Raw genomic sequence first — 20,294 nt, 5'->3', positions numbered from 1 at the left:
AAGAATGAGAATTGAAAATCAACTAAGTTAAACCTAGCTTAAAGAAAATTAACTGTTAAAACCTTTGTTACGTACTGATATACCAACAAAGGTAAAATCCAGTATAAAACGAACTAATTGTTAGATTTCTCTCTAGTGTTCGAAATGACGAAAAAAACACTGATATTACGCCAAAAACAGACTGTTGACCTAACAACTAGCTCCTAGCAACTAATTCCTAGTTACTGATTACAAGGCCCCTCTGGAATTTCTTTGCTCATTTTAAGTACTTTGGTTACCACCATGGTCGAATCATAACCACCAGTAACGGTCGTAGTGTCTGATTTTACCAAATGACATTCCACTTCTATATACACGGGCGTGTACGGTTTTTCGAAACCTAAATTGGTATATTCCAGCTCTAAGTTCTTTGCGCTATCGGCTACCCAATATTCACGGCCTTCATCGCAATCGGTAAACGATTTCACTTCTGGACCATAACTATACAGGCCTTTTAAAGTTAAAGATTTACCTTTTTCTTGCTCTGAACCTTTGTTGCCGCTACAAGCCCATAAAAGACCCATGGCCAACAATACTACACAAACTAACTTTTTCCTGGTACACATATGCTAGAGATCTTGATTAATACGATCTATCTTTTTAACGCTTAAATTTGATGCCAAACCTGCCGCTATAAAAGAAAAAAAACTTACAGTGGCAAAAACCAGCACAAAATCTTTCCACTTTAGGGCAATAGGGTAAGCATTAGAAAACATAAAATTTGCATCGCCCATTTTAATCCAGCCGAAACGCTGCTGTAGCAAGCAAAAAATCAATCCTATTAATACTCCAAAGATACAACCTGTAAGTGTTATCATCATGCCTTCTGCTAAAAAAATTCGCTTGATCAGTTTCTTTCCTGCGCCTAGGCTGCTTAGCACTGATATATCTTTTTGCTTATCGATCACTAACATGGTTAACGAGCCAATGATATTAAAAATTGCGATGATCAAAATAAAGGTCAGTATAATATACACCATCCATTTTTCTGAACCTAAAACATTGTAAAGTGCTTGATTTTGTTCGATCCTGTTTTTCACGACATAGCTGCTGCCCAAATCATTCTCAACCTTTTTCTTAAAGGCTTCCGCATCCACTCCCGTGTTTACATTAATTTCAATGGACGACACCTCTGTTGACTCACCAAGCAACTCTCTGGCAAAACTAAGCGGAACAATGAGCAGGTTGTCAAAATCCTGCTGCACCTCGAAAATACCTGCGGGCGAAATGCTCAACATCGTGAAATCATCCAAAGGATTCACCGAATTTCCTTGAGCACCTTTTTTGGGCGAATAGATTTGCAATTGCTCAAAAGGATCGGCAGGATTTACGCTCAAAAATGCCTGTAATGCCGAGCCTAATACCGCTTGTGGTTGCCCCGCTCTGCTTTCCAACACAAAAGTTCCCTCCACCATAATGGTATCCAAGCTTTTGTTTTTAAGGAAATCATTGCTAACTCCTTTAATCATCGCGGGAGTTTGCTTGGTATCATACCTTACCAAAGCATTTTCACTCAACACCTCCGTAAATGAATAAACCTTTTCATCCTTCCGCAATTGATTGAAATAGGCGGTATTGGGATTAAAAGTCTTTCCTTTAGCAGGTGTAACGACCACTTGCGGAGTGATGCTATTAAACATCTTCAACACCATTTCTTCAAATCCGTTGAATACAGAAAGAATAATGATTAACGCGGCACTACCCACCAAAACACCTACCATTGAAATGGCCGAAATGATGTTGATGGCATTGGTAGATTTCTTGGCAAAAAGATACCTACGGGCGATATAGAGTGCAGTGTTCACTTAGTAAAGATAAGCTTAGCAGCGATAAGATGTTATACCAAAAACGGATTGTTTAATTTTTCATAGCCAATGGTGGTACTTGGACCATGTCCAGGATGTACCTCACAATCGTTTGGCAGTACAAATACATTATTTTTTATGCTCTCAATAAGTTGCTGGTGATTCCCTCCAGGTAAATCGGTACGACCAATGCTTCTAAAAAATAGCACATCGCCACCAATAAGGAAGTTCTCATTTTTTGCGTAAAAACATAAGTGCGCTGGCGAATGACCTGGCGCAAAAATCAGTTCTAACTGGCTATTACCAAAAGATATCGTACCCGTTTCTTCTAAGAAGATTTCGGGCTCTGGCGAAACTTCATATTGAAATCCCATTTGCGGAGCATAGCTCACTACCCTGTGCAACAAAGGCAACTCTCCTTTATGAAACTGTGGCTTTAGTCCCCATTGGTCAAATACAAATTTGTTGCCCAGCACATGGTCAATATGGCAGTGCGTATTTAACAACAGCACAGGGTTTAGTCCTTTATCTTTAATAAATCGCACCAACTCATTCTGCTCGCTCCCTTCGTACATTCCAGGATCGATAATGACACACTCGCTGGTTTCATCGAATAAAACGTAAGTATTTTCTTGGTATGGGTTAAAAGTGAACTGTTGAATATGGATCATTGGGTTATAAGTTTTAAGTAATAGGTAATACGTCAGTGAAATATTAAAGTTGGATATTAAGTTCGTTTATAAGTTTCACTATTTATACTTAATGCAAACTTAAAACCTATAACGTAAAACTCACAACTTTCATTTCTTCCATTTAAAGCTAGCAATTAAGCTATCGATATCTTTTTTGATAAATTTAACTACTGGCTGAATAGAATCGTATTGCGGACGTTCATTGAAATATAACGCTCCACGTAGGTAATGGTTTAAACTATCGGTGAGAAAAAACTGTACAGAAGAAGCGGTATTACCTTCTATGCTATAGTAAATACCATATACTTTTTTGTCTGGATAATTGATGATGCGCTGATCTATGGCTTCGGCCTTAATGGTGTGCTTCATGGCCAAAGTACGAGCATTTTCAGTCATTTCATTATAAGTTTCTAGCGAAAAAACATCGTAGTAAGTAATGTGCAACACACCGTTGAAGGGCGTAAACTCAAGGTTTTTCCAACAAGGCTGTGCATTCTTATCGGTATCGTTGGTTAATTTCGCATAAGTTGGATAACTGAAGCTATAAGCACATCCATCATTAAAAACCTGATATTTTCTTTCAGGGAAATTGATCCGAAAATAGCCTTTCGGCTTTGGGGTAGCTACCTTTTCGCCATTACAGGCCGATAAAACCGCCAACAACAATATCAGACAAAAATTTCGAAGCGATATACTCATATTTATGTGATAATGTGATCATATGAGAATGTGATGATGAAAGGCATTTCGCCAAACCTCACATTAACCAATCATCACCTCTGCTAATTATCAAATTTCTGCATTCCAAATATCCCAAGAACGCTCTGCCTGTAAATGTAGCATTTCTAATCCGTTCTTTATAGCAGCACCTTGCGCTTTGGCTTTGGCTAAAAACTGGGTTTCTTCAGGGTTGTAAACCAAATCGTAAGCCAAATGTTGTTCGCTTAAGTGTTGATAAGGAATTGGTGGAAACGAATCGATATTAGGGAACATGCCCAAAGGGGTAGTATTTACCAAAATCGTGTATTCTTCCAATACATCTTTGGTTACGCTAGAATAGAGTACGGCATTTGGATGCGCATTTCTCACCACCGAAATAAATGGGATTTGCAGCTTATTAAATACGTATTTAACTGCCATTGCGGCACCGCCATCGCCAAATATCAAAGCCTTTTTGTGATGAGCTTTTAACAATGGTTTTAAAGACTCTTCGAAACCATAAACATCCGTATTGTAGCCCTTTAAACGGGGTTTATCTCCAGATTGATCGATAGAGATACAGTTTACTGCTCCAATCTTTTCGGCAGCATCATCTAACTCCGTCATAAAAGGCATCACGCTCACCTTATGCGGAATAGTTACGTTTAATCCGCATAGCAAAGGATCGGCTTCAATCAAATCAAGCATGTCTTTTGCCTGAGGTACAGGATGAAGTTCATACTTACAATCCTTTATGCCTTCAGTCTTAAATTTATCTGCAAAAAACTGCTTAGAAAACGACGCCGACAATGGAAAACCTATTAAACCAAAAGTTCTCATAAAAGTAGTTTGTATTGCGCTGATTTCTGCGGGAGCAACTTCATGAATTAAAGTCAACACTCGCAAAAATGCATTTATTATTTGTTCAAGAAATAATCAAAAGTATCACCACGTAGGCCTAAACGAATGGTTTCCAAAGGAATCACCTCTGCTGGAGCAATATTTCCCAAGTTAACATTAGTGCCAATGAGTTTAATGAACCATACTTGTTGCTCTTTTTGCGGAGCTTCCCATATGATGCGTTCGTCAGGAATTTGGGTCAAAATTTCATCTACCAAACCTTCCCTCACTTCTCCTGTACCACGATAGATCCCTACATTTCCACCCTCTCTTGCTTCGGCAATTACCTTCCATGATCCCGCTTCAATTTCAGCTTTCATCAACTGAATCCATTTATAAGGAGCAAAAATTTTGGTGGCGTCCTTAGAACCTACTTCAGAAATTACGGTTACCTGTTTAGCTAACTTGGCAATGTATTCGCACTTTTCTTCGTGAACAATGTCCATTGAACCGTCAGAAACCTCTGCATATTCCATCCCAAATTCATCCAATACACGCTGATAATCTTCAAATTGGTTTCTAATGGCAAAAGCTTCAAAAAGAGTACCTCCAAAATATACGGGAATGCCAGCACTGCGGTATAAGGCCAGCTTTTCTTTTAAGTTTGGGGTAACATAAGAAGTTGCCCAACCTAATTTCACAATATCTGTGTGTACGCCAGCAACCTCTATAAAGTCCTCAACCTGCCTTAAACTTAAGCCTTTATCCATTACCATCGTAATTCCTTTGTGGCGTGGCTTGCTAGTACGTTCAGGAATGTCGTTTAAAGTATAATTCATCTATTTCGTGTTGTATTTCCATCAGCAAGATGGAGCTTTCATTGAATACGCAACAACACCATGGTTTATTGCATATCCAATTGGCTGCAAAGTTAAAAAACTCTGCCTTTTTTTAGGCACACACCAAGTTTAAGTTTTTGTTTTTATTTGATGTATTTACTGATAATAGTAACAATTGTGCTATTATTTGACAGTTGCGGCAGGTATTCGAACAAGATATAGTGCTTTTGCGGATCGATTTGCAAAGCATTTTCCAGATAATCTACCCCTTCCTGACTTTTACCCAAAGCAAACATATAGGCCACCATCCTGTAGTACAGTTCCGCAGCGTCAGGATTGTTCTTAATGGCTTCGGCCATGGTTTCAGAAGCTTCAACCAGCTTACCTTGCTCGTAAAGCACCGTCGAGAAATCTAACCAAGCCTCTACATCCACAGGGTTAAATTCTACCACTTTGTAATAAGCCTCTATCGACTCTTCTATCTGACCAAGTTTATAATGGGCGTCAGCCATGGCGAACCAAAAATCTGCGTTTTCTTCATCAAGGTCTAGGGCCTTTTTGTAGAAATGCAACGATTCGAAATAACGTTCCTCAAAGTTTAAGGTCACGCCAATTCCAAACCAGGCATCAGCCATTTTAGGGTCCATCTTTACCGACTTCTTGTAGTAAGACCTGGCCTCTCCCATTTGCTCTAATTTCTCGTAGCATTCGCCAATAGCACAATAAGTATCGGCATTAGGTGGTTCATACTCAAAAGTCTGTTTATAAACTTCAATAGCTTCTTCATATTTATCAAGTTGCACCAAAGCATTTCCCTTGTTAAAATAGGCCGAAGCAAAGTTCTCCTTAATTAAAATGGCGTAATCATAAGCATCAATGGCTTTTTCGAAAAGCTCCAATTTATGATAAGAATTGGCTAAATTATACCAAGCGGCATAAGAGTATGGGTCATTATCGATGTATTCCTGATAAAACTGGATGCTTTCCTCCTGCTTGTCCAATATATCATAACAGAACGCCAGCTCATAAAGCCCATCTTTGTTCTCCATGTTTTGCTCTAAGCTGCGCTTGATGTAAACAATGGCATTTTCGTAGTCGTGCATATTTTGGTACACGTACGCAATCTGTAATAAAATTTCATCAGTGGTTTCTGCCAAGGTCAGTGCCTTTTCATAATTCTCCAAGGCTTCCGAGTGGCGGTCCATATTTTGGTAGATATTTCCCCTCAACACATAAATATCCGCTTCAGAAGGCTCCAACATCTCCGCTTTTTCAAGCGCCGCAAAAGCACGGTCTACCTGATTAGTAAACAACAGCAATTGCGCTTGTTTCACCAAAAAAACGGCTGCATAAGGATGCTGATTTAACGCATAGTCAATCACTTGCAGCGCCTTTACAGGATCATTCTTTTCAATATAATTGTCTATGATATATTCAAAAGCTTGCGCATCAAAAAAATACTGATCCTCATTGCGGATCATTTCTTCATAACGTTCTACTGAATTTTGCGCATCTTCATTAAATTCAAATTCAAATTCCTCTTCCATATCTTTGAATATTTAAAAGAACAGTCCCTGTTTGTTTAGCATTACATCATAAGTTTACGCTATTTATTAAATAGGGCAAAAAAATAATTATCAACATACACACAATATGTAGCTCAAATGTTTATAAATAAAAGATTTAGGCAATCTAGGGTGTGGATGTCTTGTAACGCCAGAAGGGCTCTTTCTTTACTTCACTACAAATTTCGATATATTTAGTTTTAAAACAGTAAAACTAAAGTCATGAATTACTTACGCATTGCCTTTACCCTGGCGCTATTTACATTGGCAAATATTGTTTACGGACAGAAAAACAATGAGGAAGAGGGCATTAAAAAAGCAATTAACGCATTGTTTGATGGCATGCGCAAATCAGACAGCACCTTAATGAGAACCGCTTTTAACCCACAGGCCATTTTGCAAACCATTGTAAAAACCAAAGCGGGAGCTACCGAGGTAAGAAGCACTGATTTAAATCTTTTTATCAAGAGTATTGCAAAACCTCACGCAGAAATTTACGATGAAAGGATTGTGTTCACGAAGATTTTAATAGACGATGCTTTGGCAAGTGTATGGACGGATTATCAATTTTACATTGGTGATAAGTTTAGCCACTGTGGCGTAAACTCTTTTCAGTTGGTAAAAGTGAACAACGATTGGAAGATCGTTTACTTGATTGACACCAGAAGGAAGGAAAACTGCAACTAACAACAGTTTTAACAGCCACAGATACACAGATTTTATCTATAAAGTCATAAATCATCTGTGCATCTATGGCAAATTCAATAAAGCCTCTATTATCTCTCTTATTTTTTGTTGATTTGTAGACATCCGTTTTAAAATACAGAATTATGAAACCAGATATCAGTTCAATTTTAGCCCAATTGGGCATTGCTGGATTTAATCCATCATACAGTACTGGAAGTAAATGGAGCCATGCGGCAGATGGTGCACATATCCACAGCATGTCGCCTGTAGATGGCGAAAAAATTGCTTCGGTTTTTGCAGCATCCATTAAAGAATACGACCAGGTGATTACTACTGCGCAAGAAGCTTACAAATATTGGAACAAAGTGCCAGCGCCTAAACGCGGAGAAATAGTGCGTCAATTGGGTGATGCCTTAAGAAAACAAAAAACGGCCTTGGGCACGCTGGTTTCTTATGAAATGGGCAAAAGCTTACAGGAAGGCTTGGGCGAAGTACAAGAGATGATTGATATCTGTGATTTTGCGGTAGGACTTTCTCGTCAGCTATATGGTTTGACCATGCACAGCGAAAGGCCAAACCACCGTATGTATGAGCAATGGCATCCACTAGGAGTGGTAGGCATTATTTCGGCCTTTAACTTTCCTGTAGCGGTATGGAGCTGGAATGCTGCACTAGCCTGGGTTTGCGGAAATGTGTGCGTTTGGAAACCTTCGGAGAAAACACCCATTACGGCGATTGCCTGTCAGCGCATTGTGGAAGAAGTTTTTGCCGCCAACGATATTCCAGAGGGTGTTTCATGCTTAATTATAGGTGACAGGGAAATTGGGGAATTGTTGAGTAGCGACACTAGGGTACCTTTGATTTCGGCCACAGGTTCTACCCGAATGGGAAAATCAGTTGCCATGCAGGTAGCTAACCGTTTAGGTAAATCTATTTTAGAACTGGGCGGCAACAACTCCATTATCATCTCTAAAGATGCCGATTTGGACATGTCGTTAATTGGGGCAGTTTTTGGCGCAGTAGGTACTGCTGGACAACGTTGCACCAGCACACGTAGGCTCATTATCCACGAAAGTGTTTATGAAACTTTTAAAGCTAAATTGGTAAAAGCTTACGGACAATTACGCATAGGTAATCCTTTGGACCAAAACAACCATGTGGGTCCGCTGATTGATAAGGATGCGGTAAAAGCCTACCTCGCTTCTATTGAAAAATGTAAAGCCGAAGGTGGTAATTTTGTGGTAGAAGGTGGCGTATTGGAGGGTGATGCCTACCACTCGGGCTGTTATGTAAAACCTTGTATTGCCGAAGTAGAAAACGATTACGAGATTGTACAACACGAAACTTTTGCACCGATTCTTTACCTCATTAAATATAATGATTTGGAAGAGGCCATTGCCTTGCAAAACGGCGTTCCTCAAGGGCTATCCTCTGCCATTATGACCCTAAACTTAAGGGAGGCAGAAATTTTCCTTTCGGCACAGGGTTCTGATTGTGGTATTGCCAACGTCAACATTGGCACTTCAGGTGCTGAGATTGGTGGCGCTTTTGGTGGCGAAAAAGAAACTGGAGGTGGCAGAGAGAGTGGCTCCGATGCTTGGAAAGCTTACATGCGCCGTCAAACCAATACCATTAACTATTCTGATACTTTGCCACTGGCGCAAGGCATTAAATTTGATTTGTAATCATTGTAATCCCTACGAAGTTGATCAAGCTTCGTAGGGATTTTATATCGATTGCCGATCAGGTCGCTCTTACCGCTTATCTTTACAATTAAAGTTGCTAGATAGCCATATAAAGGCTTAACTGTGCTCATCTAAAATCAAAAATTGCTGTTAAAGGCTAAAGATTTCTTGACAAACTGATTGTTTTTCAAATCTACATGGCAAGTTTTCCAATTGAAAAAACTTCTTTGCTAGTTGGAAAAATGATTTTGCAGGCCAGCAAAGCTCTTTTGTTAACCAGCAAAACTTCTTTGTTGATTAGCAAAACTTCTTTTCAGATAGAAAAATTTCTTTGCAAACTAGCAAGACTCCTTTGTTGATCAACAAACCTCCGTTGCAAACTAACAAGCCTCCAACTTTGGGCGGAAAACTTACAGCTATAACAGCTATCAGTTAAAACATTTATAAATAATAAAAACTTCGTAAGTCTATCACATAAGTGGCATGATTTTACTTATAGTGCTGATAAAACTTGTTGCTAAACAACTCTTCGGGATCATATTTTAATTTCAGCCGAAAAAAATCATCTGCCTGAGGATAAGATTTTCTCATTTTGTATCGGTCAATGTGCAAACGGTAAGGCAAATAAAACGTTCCTTTATTTTTCAATGCTACATCTACCAATTGGTTGGTTAATGCTTTCATTTGCTGTTCCTGTTCATCGGTTTTCTTTTGATTAAACAAAAACACGAAGCCAAAAACATTTTCTCTGGCATAGTTCAAATAGCCATCTTTATCCCGCTGAACCCCACGGATGGTGATGTTCAGTAAATCTATTTTGGTATTTTTAAGGATGGGCCTGATTTCTTTCAAGTATTGATTAAAATTTCTCTCGGGGATGAAATATTCCTGCAGTAAATCGGTGGAAGAAAGATCTTTATTTTCGATCAGGGATGCATCTTCATGCAACAACTCATTTCTTGAATAAGTTAGATTCGTCAATACTTTACCAGCTGTTGTTTCTAAATCCCAGCGTAACCTTTTGCCATATTCACTGTTTACGCTTCCCCTAAACACCAACCTTTTTGCTTCTACACTTGCTTGGCCCGATAATGGCTGCACAGGCTCTGCCGCTTTTTCAAAGAAGTTCAAGGTAGCCTCTTCCAAGAACCGTTTGTCTGAAATCCGTAGCCTTCCAAAGGCCATATGCACATTGGGGTTTGCCGACACGTACTTTTTGTAGTAGTTCACATAGTTTTGTGGGCTTAGCCGAATGTATTTAAACTTAAGCGCATTGTTGTCTGTCACTTTTAGCTTCACCTCTAAAATAATTCCAAACAAGCCATAACCGCCAATAACCAAATGGAAAAGCTCCGTATTTTCCTGCCTACTACAATTAATGATTTCGCCATTGGCTTTCATTAAAGTAAAAGACATTACGCTCGCCGAAATTGGAGGCGAATCTTTTTGCCAGCCGTGCCCATTTACGCTAATGGAACCTCCAATAGAAAAAGAACTGAACGATTGCATAACGGCAATGGATTTTCCGTATTTGTCCAGGTACTTTATGGCATCTTCCCACAAAGCTCCAGCGCCAATAGTTAATATGTTATTGACGGTATCCAGAGTCATTTGCTGATAAGGAAGCATATTTAACACTACGCCATTGGGGTAAATGGTGTGCCCGCCCATGCTATGTCTGGCGCCAGCAATAGACATTTTCAGTTGCTTTGTTCGAGCATATTTTAAGATGTTCCTAAGCTGTCTCTCCATTTCCTTTTTACTGCTGGGAACTTGAAAAACGGTATCTAACTTGGTTAAGTTCAGCTGGCTCGCATCATTTGCATAACCTTTGGGAATGGCAGCCGCAGGAGTATCTTCCCTCCATTTAGTTTTAAGGATATGAAAGGCTGGAATGGCAAGAAAGCTTACTAGGATGAGTAATGCAGCAATCCAAAAGTATTTTTTCTTCATGTGGTTTAGGCTATTTCAGTTTGATTTTAAAATTCATTCCTCAACAGTATCTCCGCTTCTTCTCTAATCCCCTCAAAACGATGCTTCAAACACTTCTCTAGAAAAGCTTTGGTTAGTTCATCTCTGTTACTCTTAAAATATTCCATTAAACTATATAAATGAGTGGCGTTTGCATTCGTATCTATGATATCAATAATGATTTGAAAATACTTTGGCTGACTTAAACCTTGATGATAGCTGAAAAAATAATCGACTGGAAACATCCCATCTTTAAATAAGGATAACCATTTCTCTGTGTATGCTTCCTGTTCAGAATTTAACAGTGCGTTTAACAGATCAGCATCTACTAGCTTTGTATCTAAGAGTTTTAAAAATTGTATTTTATCGTAAGCATCGTTGCTTCTGGCCAATGCCTTTAAACTTACCTGCCTTAACTCCTCATGATTAATGTAGGGCTTTAACAGCTCATAAATTCCAGAGGCTTTATATTCAGCGAGTACCGCTATCGGCCAGCCTTTCATTAAAGTATCATATCTGGACACTGCTTGCTTGAGCAGCTTTTCATTTGCATCTTTAACCGTAATTACATGCATCGCTTTAATGGACAAATATTGCATTGCCTTGTCGTTACTAAAAATGCTATCTCTTGCAAACTGCTCTAAAACGGACTCTTTAATATGGAGGAAATCGATGGTTAAATATTGAACCCGTTCATCAAAACCATAGGCCTTAATACATTTCGCTACGGGCAATAAAGCAGTAGGATTTAACATCAGCAAGGATTTAGCCGCAAATAAATTCCTATAATTATTTTGCTTCAAAATCTGCTCTATATTACTTATCTGCGAAGTATCTTTAGCGGCAGCCGCCATCAAACAAGCCAAAGTATTTATACTTTTCCCAGTATCGGCAAAAAGCTTCGGTAAGCTATTTTGATATAACTCATCATTTAACATTTCCTGTAAAGGGTACGCTTTTACATCAGATGAAATGTCATAAAACCAAAGTAGGTCACCGTAGTTTTTAAAGATTAAACTATCTGCCATTTGATTGGTGATCCCAAGTGCTAAAGCTGCCCTTAATTCATTTTTAAATTTTGTACCAATTGTATTATTGGTTGGCTTTTGGGCAAAACCAGATAGACTAGATAATAAAAGCGATAGGATTAATAAGTATTTCATAGCAATCAAGCTTAATGGATTTCTTGATCTCCTCTTGACTTAAGGGTATCCTTTGCATCAATCGGTGGAACAGTGAAGCCAACACGCCCCTTACCTCCTTTTTTTGTGTATAAATCTGTTCTTTCGGGCAATTGGCGCTCATTTTTCTCAAATAGGCTACGCTTGATTATCTTATAAGCTTCTAAACGGGGTAAAAAGTACAGGTCCCAATCATTACTCGATAGAGACTGGTTAAAATAATTGTAAAGAATCCCTTTTGCTCCATCATAATCTACCTTTCCTGCTTTTATAGCTTTGTTAATATGCACTAGATAAACTTCTCGAGATTTTTTGATTGTTCTGATCATATCCATATAAAGCTGACATACAGAATCTCGTTTATACGCATATTTATTGGCATAAGAAGCATCCGATATTTCTTTAGCAAAATCTCGCCACCTTTCATATTGTGCCTTTCGGCTAATTAACAGACTAAGTTCGATGTCAATGGGGTTATTGGCTGGCTTTTGGGCAAAACCAGATAGACTAGATAATAAAAGCGATAGGATTAATAAATATTTCATAATAGTTAAGCCTAATGGATTTCTTGATCTCCTCCCCAAATTGTATCTTTTTTATCCCGTGGAGGAAGGATTGGAATTGGAAAACCACGTCCTTTACCACCTTTTTTAATATACAACTCTGTCCTTTCGGGTAGTTGGCTTTCATTTTTCTCAAATAGGCTACGCTTAATTACCTTATAAGCCTCTAAACGGGAAAGAAAATAAAGATCTGAATCAAAGGGCAATGGACCTGGATTAAAATAGTTATATTCAATCCTTTCAGGACCATCATATTCTACCTTACCAGCCTTTATAGCCTTATTAATATGTGTCAAGTAAACCTTTGGGCAACTCTTAACAGTTTTGATCATGCCCATATAAAGCTGATATACAGAATCTTTTTTAGTTGTATACAGAGTACTTCGTGATCGCTGGGCCATATCCAACCATTTTTCGTATTGCATTTTTCTGTTAACTAGCAAACTTAGTTCCATGTCAATGGGGTTATTGGCTGGCTTTTGGCCAAAACCAAATAGGCCCGATAATAAAAGCGATAGGATTAATAAGTATTTCATAGCAATCAAGCCTAATGGATTTCTTGATCTCCTCTTGACTTAAGGGTATCCTTTGCATCAATCGGTGGAACAGAAAATCTGATACGGTCCTTTCCTCCCCTTTGAATATATAAATCTGTTCTTTCGGGTAGTTGGCGCTCATTTTTTTCAAATAAGCTACGCTTAATTACTTTATAAGCTTCTAAACGAGTTAAAAAGTACAGGTCTCTATCAAGATAGGACAGGGATTCGTTAAAATAATTGTAAATAATTCTGTAGGCCCCATCGTAATCTACCTTGCCAGCTTTTATGGCTTTGTTGATATGTACCAAATATACTTTTGGAGAGCTCTTAACTTTTTTGATCATCTCCATGTAAAGCTGATATACAGAGTCTCGCTTATACGCATATTTATTGGCTCCAGCAATATCCGATGGTTCTTTTGCAAACTGCCGCCATCTTTCATACTGTGCCTTTCGGCTAATTAACAGACTAAGTTCGATGTCAATGGGGTTATTGGCTGGCTTTTGGCCAAAACCAAATAGGCCCGATAATAAAAGCGATAGGATTAATAAGTATTTCATTGGTTATAAAATTAAAAGTAAATATTTTATTTTTTTCTAAAGTAAATTCTTGACGGATAAGTAATTCCATTTGTAGCAGTATAGTTAGCCTGGTTACTACCATAGCTTACAGGGATATCCCTTGGATGGTGGGTAATGATTTGATAAATCCCCATTTTACTGCTGATTAGCGTGGCTTTACCTCGTGCATCTACTCCAACTACCCTGCCAGAATGGGCAAGTGTATTGGGTCCATTGGCTCCTTCCCTTAAATAAAGCACTACATCGCCCACCTTAATGTTGTCGGTTACTTGCTGCCAGGTTTGCAACGCCACATTATCAAATATTTTTGGCCAACCGTCTGAAGCTTGCGATCCCCTCAATGCGGTAGGGTCTACGTCATGGAATGTATAATAATGGCAATTGAAAGATTCTGGATTAGCGATTTCATCGCCATTAGCGTCAAGAATTCTATGTGGTGGCTCTTGGTTAAGATATGCACTCCAATTATCTGAGGTCAGTTTATTACGCCAGTTATAGGATGCGGGTTCTTCATCTCCACCACCTGTACCCCCGCCGTCACTTCCACCACTTCCACCTCCACCACTTCCACTACCTGATGTAGTACATGTTGGAGGTCCTATACTAAATCGTCCAAGGAACCCATTTATAAAGTAGCTACTGGCGATTGGACTGTATTACAGGTCAGCTAATGCCCAGTAAAAGCTTAGCTTAAGCTTGTCAAAGACTTCATTGGAATATTCTAATATTGACATGGAGCCCCTATCAGAATACATAGTGTAAGACATTGGGTTAATAGCAAACCCATATGTAAGCAATTGCATCCGTACATTCTCTATAAACTGGTAGTATATACGTGAAAAGGCTATATAGTCATCATCAAGATCATAAATGTTAAAAGTTGTTCTATTTATCATTAAAACATACTCGAAATTGACAATAGCTTTACAAGAAATACTGGCGTAAGTCGTTGTCGATTTTCCCTTGGTTTTGCTTTCTACCTTTAGTTTTTCTAAAGCCTGCTCCCGCTCTACTCGTTTTTGTGCTTTACTAAGCAGTCTTAAGTCCTTTGTTTCGAGGTTAAGCTGCGCATCAAAATAGTTGCTGTCGGGACCTTGATAAAACCTTAGTGTTAGGCCCTGCATAAAATCTGAGGTGAGCATGGCTTGGTAATTTTGCCAATCTACCTCGCCCTGTTGGTTAAGGTTGGCCAACAGCGTGTTGTTTTCGGGCTTTTTCAGCTCCTCAATAATTTTAAGTACGTTTTTGTCGCTGCCTTTGTAGCTGGCCAGCACGTTGGCAGCAGGTACTGCATGTTCTTTTCTACAGGACCATACCGCCGCCACAAGCAACAGCAAGACACTGATTTTCAATAGATGTTTTTTCATAATTCAGAGATTTTTGTATCCCAAAACTATCAAAGTACCTCTGCCCGTTTTTTGACAAATGTCAAAAAATGAAAATAATTAACGTTGGCTTCTGATACGGCTCAGGGTTTCGGCAGAAATGCCCAAATAAGAGGCAATGTGCCCTAGCGAAACCCTTTGTAAAATTTGCGGTTGAGAGGCTAATAACTGGCCATAGCGTTCCTTTGCAGAGTGCATGCGCAGTGAATTGGCCTGCGCTTCGTTACGGATATAATAAAGCTCAGTGAGCTTTCGGCCAATGATATTAAACGATAGAAATTTCTCGTAAAGCTGCTCCAGCTTTTTTCTGCTCAGTACAATGAGCGAGCAGTCTTCCATGGTTTTAACGTACTCGAAGCTAGCTTGCGAGGCAAAAAAACTATACACAGAGACCACCAATTCGTTTTCGAACAAAAACCAAGTGTTTTTTTCGTGCCCATCTTTATTGAGGTAGTATATCCTTATTGCGCCCTTTACAATAAAATAGATCTTGTCACTTTTTTCGCCCTCAATTAGCAGTAGCTCTTTTTTGGAGGCATCAATCAACTTACTATGGCTAACAATAGCGTCTTTAAGCGATTGAGATAAAGGATGGAATTGCGAAAACACAGCGAATAGCCGCTCGTAGCTTTCTGAGGTAGATAAATTTAGCATGATTTCAAGGTAGTTTAATGCAAGATAATTAAATAGGCTTGAAAAACCAATCTCGCCAAAAAACCAAAAAGGGCAGTCCAATATTCGAACTGCCCTTTTACATTTATGTAGAGCCCTTTGCGGGAGCGGATTTTATTTTGCCAAATCAGCAGCAATGCTTTCTAAAGTAGGTGTAGCCACTTTAGCTTGCGCCACATATTTAGGTGCAATAGATTTGATATCTGAAGTACCTGCAATGAACTGTCCTGTGCTCATTTTAGCTGAGGTTCCCATTAAAGCGAAGTGCTCTTCAGTTGAACCGCTTAATTTTAAGCTGGCGTTATCTGTTACGGAAGTGTAAAGGTTAACGGTTTTAGCATTGATATCGGCAGTTGCTTTATCTTTCAACACCACATCCAAAGTTAGGAAGCTTACTTTACCAAAAGTTTTTACTACTGCATTGTTTCCAGCCTCAATAGCAGTTAAGTTGCGGACATAAACCGTTACCGATAGTGGCTCCTTTTCGAAAGAGCTGATGCGCAACACGCCATCTTTTTGTTGTACCAACGCATTTTTCGAATAGTAGCTGTCGTACACTTTTACGCTTTCAGTTGACGCTTGTACTACAAAAACTTCAACGTTGCCAGTAGCCACAATTTTGTTGATGTTTTTTACCTCGTTTAAAATGGTAAAGTTTTTTTCTTTAGCGTTAGTATTGTTGTTGTTTTTACCGCTTTCGGTTGCGAAAGCTGAGCTGCTCATTACTACTAAACCTAATACAGCTGCGAATAAATTTTTAATAGAAGTTTTCATGATGTTCTTATTTTAATGTCTTTAATTTCTTTTTTTGGGTGCCATCCATTTTGGAAAGCTTTCGATAATAAGACTTACTGAACACCAAAAGGTTGCATGCATATTTAGTGTTTTATACCATAAGCAATTAACCTTAGACCAACGCCTGTAATTTTTCGACGAACGCCAACTAATTTTTTTAAGATTTTGCGTTCAACTTAAAGTAATGAACATGGAGATAGATTTTTTTTGGAGAAGAAATTCTTTATCAGGTAGTCATCTACTTGTAGCGCAATTGTTGGTAGTGTTATCTAGAGCGCAGCGAAGGATCTCCTAAAGCGCATAAGTTTAAAAATCCCAGCTTTGCGTTCTTAGCGTCACTATCCTTTTTCTTTGCGTTAAAATTTAACCGCAAAACGATTTGAAGTATTAGCAAAGTGACGCAAAGCATGATTACCACTTAACCAATAGATCCTTCACTAGTGTTCAGGATGACAAGCAATCATCTGTGCAATGCCCTTGCCAACTAAACCCGACAGCAATGGAAAACCCGCAAGCGAGCAAAGCAAGTGCGGCTTTGGAATGGATCCCGAAATATCAGGACAGGTCAGCGGGGCTGAACTTAAATAGTAGTAGCAAATTGCTTTTCAAATGAAAACCTCTTAAACATTCCAAATAAAACCATCCCACCAAACCTCGCAGGTTTTTAAACGGCGAAGCCCTCAACCTTACCGATAAAAAACAATATTAAACAAAAGTTAAACCTACGAGGTTGATCCTTATCCATTCCTATGGTAACATAATTTTTAGGCTTTGCTTTGAAAAAACAAGTATTTGCTGTAAGTTTAAAATTTTTTAACAGCTTACCTTTTAATTGTTTTAGCCTTTAATTAATGTTACGAGTAAATAGTTCAGCTCCTTGTCAAATTGTGTATTCTTTATGCAAACACGATTACCTGGGCTATTTAATTGAACCACATATTGTTCAGCTCAATCCACAAGGCGATTTTTCGTTGACCTACCAGCGTTTGTTTACACATACGGCGCAGGAGTTTGCCAAACATTTAACCGAGCTGGATTTTAAGTTGATTAAAATCCTTGATGAAACCGAACAGGATTTTATCATCAAAAAATATCACAAAAAAGCCATCAGGCCCTTCGAGTTTTTCAGCAAGTTTTACGACCAAAAGTTTTATGATTCGGTACGTCCTAAAATTGAAAAGAAACTGACAGAAGTACTGGAGATCCTTAAAACCAAAGGCGGTCTTTACCTGATGGATAAAGACGGCTGGCCTGCGGAGCGAAAAATTGAACTGGCTATCGAAGCCTCGACCATTTTGTTCCACTTCAGGAGAAACGAAGTGGAAACCCGCTATTTCCCTACCATTAAATACCAAGGGATGCGCATTGATTTTATGTTTAAGGAGGCACAGGTCATTTGTAATCAGCCCGCTTGGCTATTGCTTAATGATGTACTGTACTTTTTTGAGCAGGATTTTGAAGGCAAAAAACTGACTCCTTTCCTCAACAAACGTTACATCACCATTCCTAAAGCGACGGAGGCAACTTACTTTGAAAAGTTTGTAGCACCGTTGATTGAGAAGTACCACGTTTATGCCGAGGGTTTTGAAATTAAAACCGAAAAGCATGAGGCGAAAGCCACGATAAAGGTCATTTATGTAGAGAACGGCGTTTCTCAAATACAGCTGTATTTTAAATATGGCAGCTATTCTTTTGCCATGGGCAACGAGCACAAAGTGACCGTTAGGCTGCAAAAGGATGGCGATAACTATACCTTTATCCGCATTAAGCGAAATATTGAATGGGAAAAACAGCAGTTTGATTTCTTGACTGGTTTAGGTTTGAAAAAAGTGAGTGCGCTTTTCCATCATTTGGAACTGCCCAATCTTAATGAGAACCACAATGCTTCTTACGCCATTATTAGTTGGGTAAATGAGCATATTGATACGCTAAAGGAAAAAGGTTTTGACATAGAACAGGCCAGCAGTGCCAAACGTTTTGTGCTGGGCAGCAATAAAATTGATTTCGAAATTAAAGAAGACAATGACTGGTTTGACATTAATGCCATTGTTTACTTTGGCATTCATCCTATTCCTTTTATTTCCTTAAAACAACATATCCTACATAAAAAAAGGGAGTTTATTTTGCCTGATGGGGATATTGCCATTATTCCTGAAAAGTGGTTTACACAATATAGTAGCCTATTTAGTTTGGCCGATGGCAACAAGCATCTGAAGCTGAAGAAGTTTCACATTGGTTTAATTAACGATTTGGCAGAGGATAGCATTGCCAACGTAACGCTTGACCGCAAACTTCAAAAGCTGAACGATTTTGAGCAAATCGATGATTTTTCGATGCCCGAGAATTTCAAGGGCGATTTGCGTCACTACCAAAAAGCGGGCTACAATTGGTTCAGTTTTTTACGCGAATATAACTTTGGTGGCTGCTTGGCCGACGATATGGGTTTGGGTAAAACCATTCAAACTTTGGCCATGCTTCAAAAAATAAAGGAGGAAGATGTGTTGGCAGAAAAGCATAGCACTTCGCTGATCATCATGCCTACTTCTTTGATTTACAACTGGCTTAATGAGGCAAAAAAATTTACGCCTGCGTTAAAAATATTATCTCATACAGGTACTAATCGTAATAAAGACCTTGCGCATTTAGACAAATATGATGTGGTGGTCACCACTTACGGTGTTACCCGTGTGGATGTGGATTTATTACAGGGATTTTATTTCAACTACATTATTTTAGACGAAAGCCAGAACATTAAAAATCCTTCTTCTAAATCTTTCAAAGCGGTAAGAACCTTAAAATCGAGACATAAGCTGGTACTGAGCGGTACACCGATAGAAAACTCGGTAAGCGACCTTTGGACGCAGCTTACTTTCTTAAATCCTGGTTTGTTGGGTACGCAATCCTTTTTTAACGAGGAGTATGTGCAGGCCATTGAAAAACGCAAGGATGAGGACAAAGCCAGGAAACTACAAGCCATTATTAAGCCTTTTGTGTTGCGTCGTACTAAAGAGCAGGTAGCGGCAGAACTACCTCCTAAAACGGAACATATCTTTTATTGTGATATGAGCGAGGATCAGGCCAGTTATTACGAAAAAACCAAATCGGCCTACCGTAATGATTTGCTGAGCAATATGGATAATGGCACCTATGCCAAAAAGCAGATCCAGATTTTGCAAGGTTTAACGGCCTTGCGCCAATTAGCTAATCACCCTGTGATGATTGACGAGGCTTATACTTCTGATTCGGGCAAATTTGAGAACGTAATGCACACTTTGGACAATGTGCTTGTCGGTGGCCATAAAGTGCTCATTTTCTCTCAATTTGTAAAACACCTGGAAATTTTCAGAAAGCATCTGGACAAACAGCAAATCAATTATAGCTATCTTGATGGAAGTACCAAAAACCGTGGGGAGATTGTAGCTGATTTTCAGCAGAACGAGGAAATAAAAGTTTTCTTAATTTCTATTAAAGCGGGTGGTGTAGGTTTAAACCTTACACAGGCGGATTATGTGTTTATTTTAGACCCGTGGTGGAATCCTGCTATTGAACAACAAGCCATTGACCGTACACATCGTATTGGACAGGAGAAAAAAGTGTTCATTTACAAGTTCATCTCTAAGGACACGGTGGAGGAAAAAATACTGGCCTTACAACAACGTAAAAAATCGCTGGCCAGCTCGTTAATCACTACTGAAGAGAGCTTCTTTAAATCATTAAGCAAAGAAGATATCCAGGAACTTTTGGCTTAATCATCGC

At 38.9% G+C, this 20,294-nt stretch carries 19 protein-coding genes; 3 read left to right on the top strand and 16 right to left on the bottom strand.

From position 1 onward, the window contains the following. Positions 1-221: 221 nt before the first annotated feature. The 7 genes from DUT70_RS13750 to DUT70_RS13720 form a co-directional block, all read right to left on the bottom strand. Positions 222-605, bottom strand: coding sequence for a hypothetical protein (locus tag DUT70_RS13750; protein WP_113647922.1), 384 nt, complete (start codon positions 603-605; stop codon positions 222-224). 3 nt (positions 606-608) lie between these two features. Next, positions 609-1,844: an ABC transporter permease gene (locus DUT70_RS13745; RefSeq protein ID WP_113647921.1), complete on the bottom strand. Its 1,236-nt coding sequence runs from the start codon at positions 1,842-1,844 to the stop codon at positions 609-611. 32 nt (positions 1,845-1,876) lie between these two features. Beyond that, positions 1,877-2,515: an MBL fold metallo-hydrolase gene (locus DUT70_RS13740; RefSeq protein WP_113647920.1), complete on the bottom strand. Its 639-nt coding sequence runs from the start codon at positions 2,513-2,515 to the stop codon at positions 1,877-1,879. A 129-nt stretch (positions 2,516-2,644) separates the two neighbouring features. Next, positions 2,645-3,235, bottom strand: coding sequence for a gliding motility lipoprotein GldD (gene gldD / locus DUT70_RS13735; protein WP_113647919.1), 591 nt, complete (start codon positions 3,233-3,235; stop codon positions 2,645-2,647). Between the two features lie 90 nt (positions 3,236-3,325). Beyond that, complete coding sequence (locus tag DUT70_RS13730; RefSeq protein ID WP_317047820.1) at positions 3,326-4,132, bottom strand: shikimate dehydrogenase family protein; 807 nt, start codon at positions 4,130-4,132, stop codon at positions 3,326-3,328. A gap of 20 nt (positions 4,133-4,152) precedes the next feature. Further along, positions 4,153-4,914: a phosphosulfolactate synthase gene (locus tag DUT70_RS13725; RefSeq protein ID WP_113647918.1), complete on the bottom strand. Its 762-nt coding sequence runs from the start codon at positions 4,912-4,914 to the stop codon at positions 4,153-4,155. A gap of 143 nt (positions 4,915-5,057) precedes the next feature. Further along, positions 5,058-6,461, bottom strand: coding sequence for a tetratricopeptide repeat protein (locus DUT70_RS13720; RefSeq protein ID WP_113647917.1), 1,404 nt, complete (start codon positions 6,459-6,461; stop codon positions 5,058-5,060). A gap of 240 nt (positions 6,462-6,701) precedes the next feature. Here DUT70_RS13720 and DUT70_RS13715 point away from each other — a divergent pair, with 240 nt between their 5' ends. Together DUT70_RS13715 and amaB are read left to right on the top strand one after the other, a co-directional pair. Continuing rightward, on the top strand, positions 6,702-7,166 hold the full coding sequence (locus DUT70_RS13715; RefSeq protein ID WP_113647916.1) for a nuclear transport factor 2 family protein: 465 nt from the start codon (positions 6,702-6,704) through the stop codon (positions 7,164-7,166). Between the two features lie 143 nt (positions 7,167-7,309). Beyond that, complete coding sequence (amaB, locus tag DUT70_RS13710; protein ID WP_113647915.1) at positions 7,310-8,851, top strand: L-piperidine-6-carboxylate dehydrogenase; 1,542 nt, start codon at positions 7,310-7,312, stop codon at positions 8,849-8,851. 489 nt (positions 8,852-9,340) lie between these two features. On the opposite strand, the gene DUT70_RS13705 is transcribed toward amaB, so the two are convergent. The 9 genes from DUT70_RS13705 to DUT70_RS13665 form a co-directional block, all read right to left on the bottom strand. Then, entirely contained in the window at positions 9,341-10,804 is a 1,464-nt protein-coding gene (locus tag DUT70_RS13705; RefSeq protein WP_113647914.1) for an FAD-binding oxidoreductase, read from the bottom strand. Positions 10,805-10,830: 26 nt separating this feature from the next. Further along, entirely contained in the window at positions 10,831-11,985 is a 1,155-nt protein-coding gene (locus DUT70_RS13700; RefSeq protein WP_113647913.1) for a hypothetical protein, read from the bottom strand. An 11-nt stretch (positions 11,986-11,996) separates the two neighbouring features. Next, entirely contained in the window at positions 11,997-12,548 is a 552-nt protein-coding gene (locus DUT70_RS13695) for a hypothetical protein (protein WP_113647912.1), read from the bottom strand. An 11-nt stretch (positions 12,549-12,559) separates the two neighbouring features. After that, a complete protein-coding gene (locus tag DUT70_RS13690) occupies positions 12,560-13,102 on the bottom strand; it encodes a hypothetical protein (protein ID WP_113647911.1) in 543 nt (180 codons plus the stop codon). Between the two features lie 11 nt (positions 13,103-13,113). Next, entirely contained in the window at positions 13,114-13,665 is a 552-nt protein-coding gene (locus tag DUT70_RS13685; protein WP_113647910.1) for a hypothetical protein, read from the bottom strand. Positions 13,666-13,691: 26 nt separating this feature from the next. Then, entirely contained in the window at positions 13,692-13,979 is a 288-nt protein-coding gene (locus tag DUT70_RS13680; protein WP_128353368.1) for a hypothetical protein, read from the bottom strand. 363 nt (positions 13,980-14,342) lie between these two features. Further along, positions 14,343-15,053: a hypothetical protein gene (locus DUT70_RS13675; RefSeq protein ID WP_113647908.1), complete on the bottom strand. Its 711-nt coding sequence runs from the start codon at positions 15,051-15,053 to the stop codon at positions 14,343-14,345. Positions 15,054-15,131: 78 nt separating this feature from the next. Continuing rightward, positions 15,132-15,725 carry a Crp/Fnr family transcriptional regulator gene (locus DUT70_RS13670; protein WP_128353367.1) on the bottom strand — a complete coding sequence of 198 codons (594 nt, stop codon included), beginning with the start codon at positions 15,723-15,725 and terminating at the stop codon, positions 15,132-15,134. A gap of 132 nt (positions 15,726-15,857) precedes the next feature. Then, positions 15,858-16,517, bottom strand: a complete 660-nt coding sequence (locus DUT70_RS13665; protein WP_113647906.1) for a GIN domain-containing protein — start codon at positions 16,515-16,517, stop codon at positions 15,858-15,860. Between the two features lie 872 nt (positions 16,518-17,389). Between DUT70_RS13665 and DUT70_RS13660 the strand changes: the two genes are divergently transcribed. Then, positions 17,390-20,287, top strand: coding sequence for a DEAD/DEAH box helicase (locus DUT70_RS13660; RefSeq protein ID WP_113647905.1), 2,898 nt, complete (start codon positions 17,390-17,392; stop codon positions 20,285-20,287). The last annotated feature ends 7 nt before the right edge of the window (positions 20,288-20,294 follow it).

This window comes from Pedobacter chitinilyticus, from assembly GCF_003313385.1.
GTDB lineage: Bacteria > Bacteroidota > Bacteroidia > Sphingobacteriales > Sphingobacteriaceae > Pedobacter > Pedobacter chitinilyticus.
This window is presented reverse-complemented; position numbering and strand designations above follow the sequence as displayed.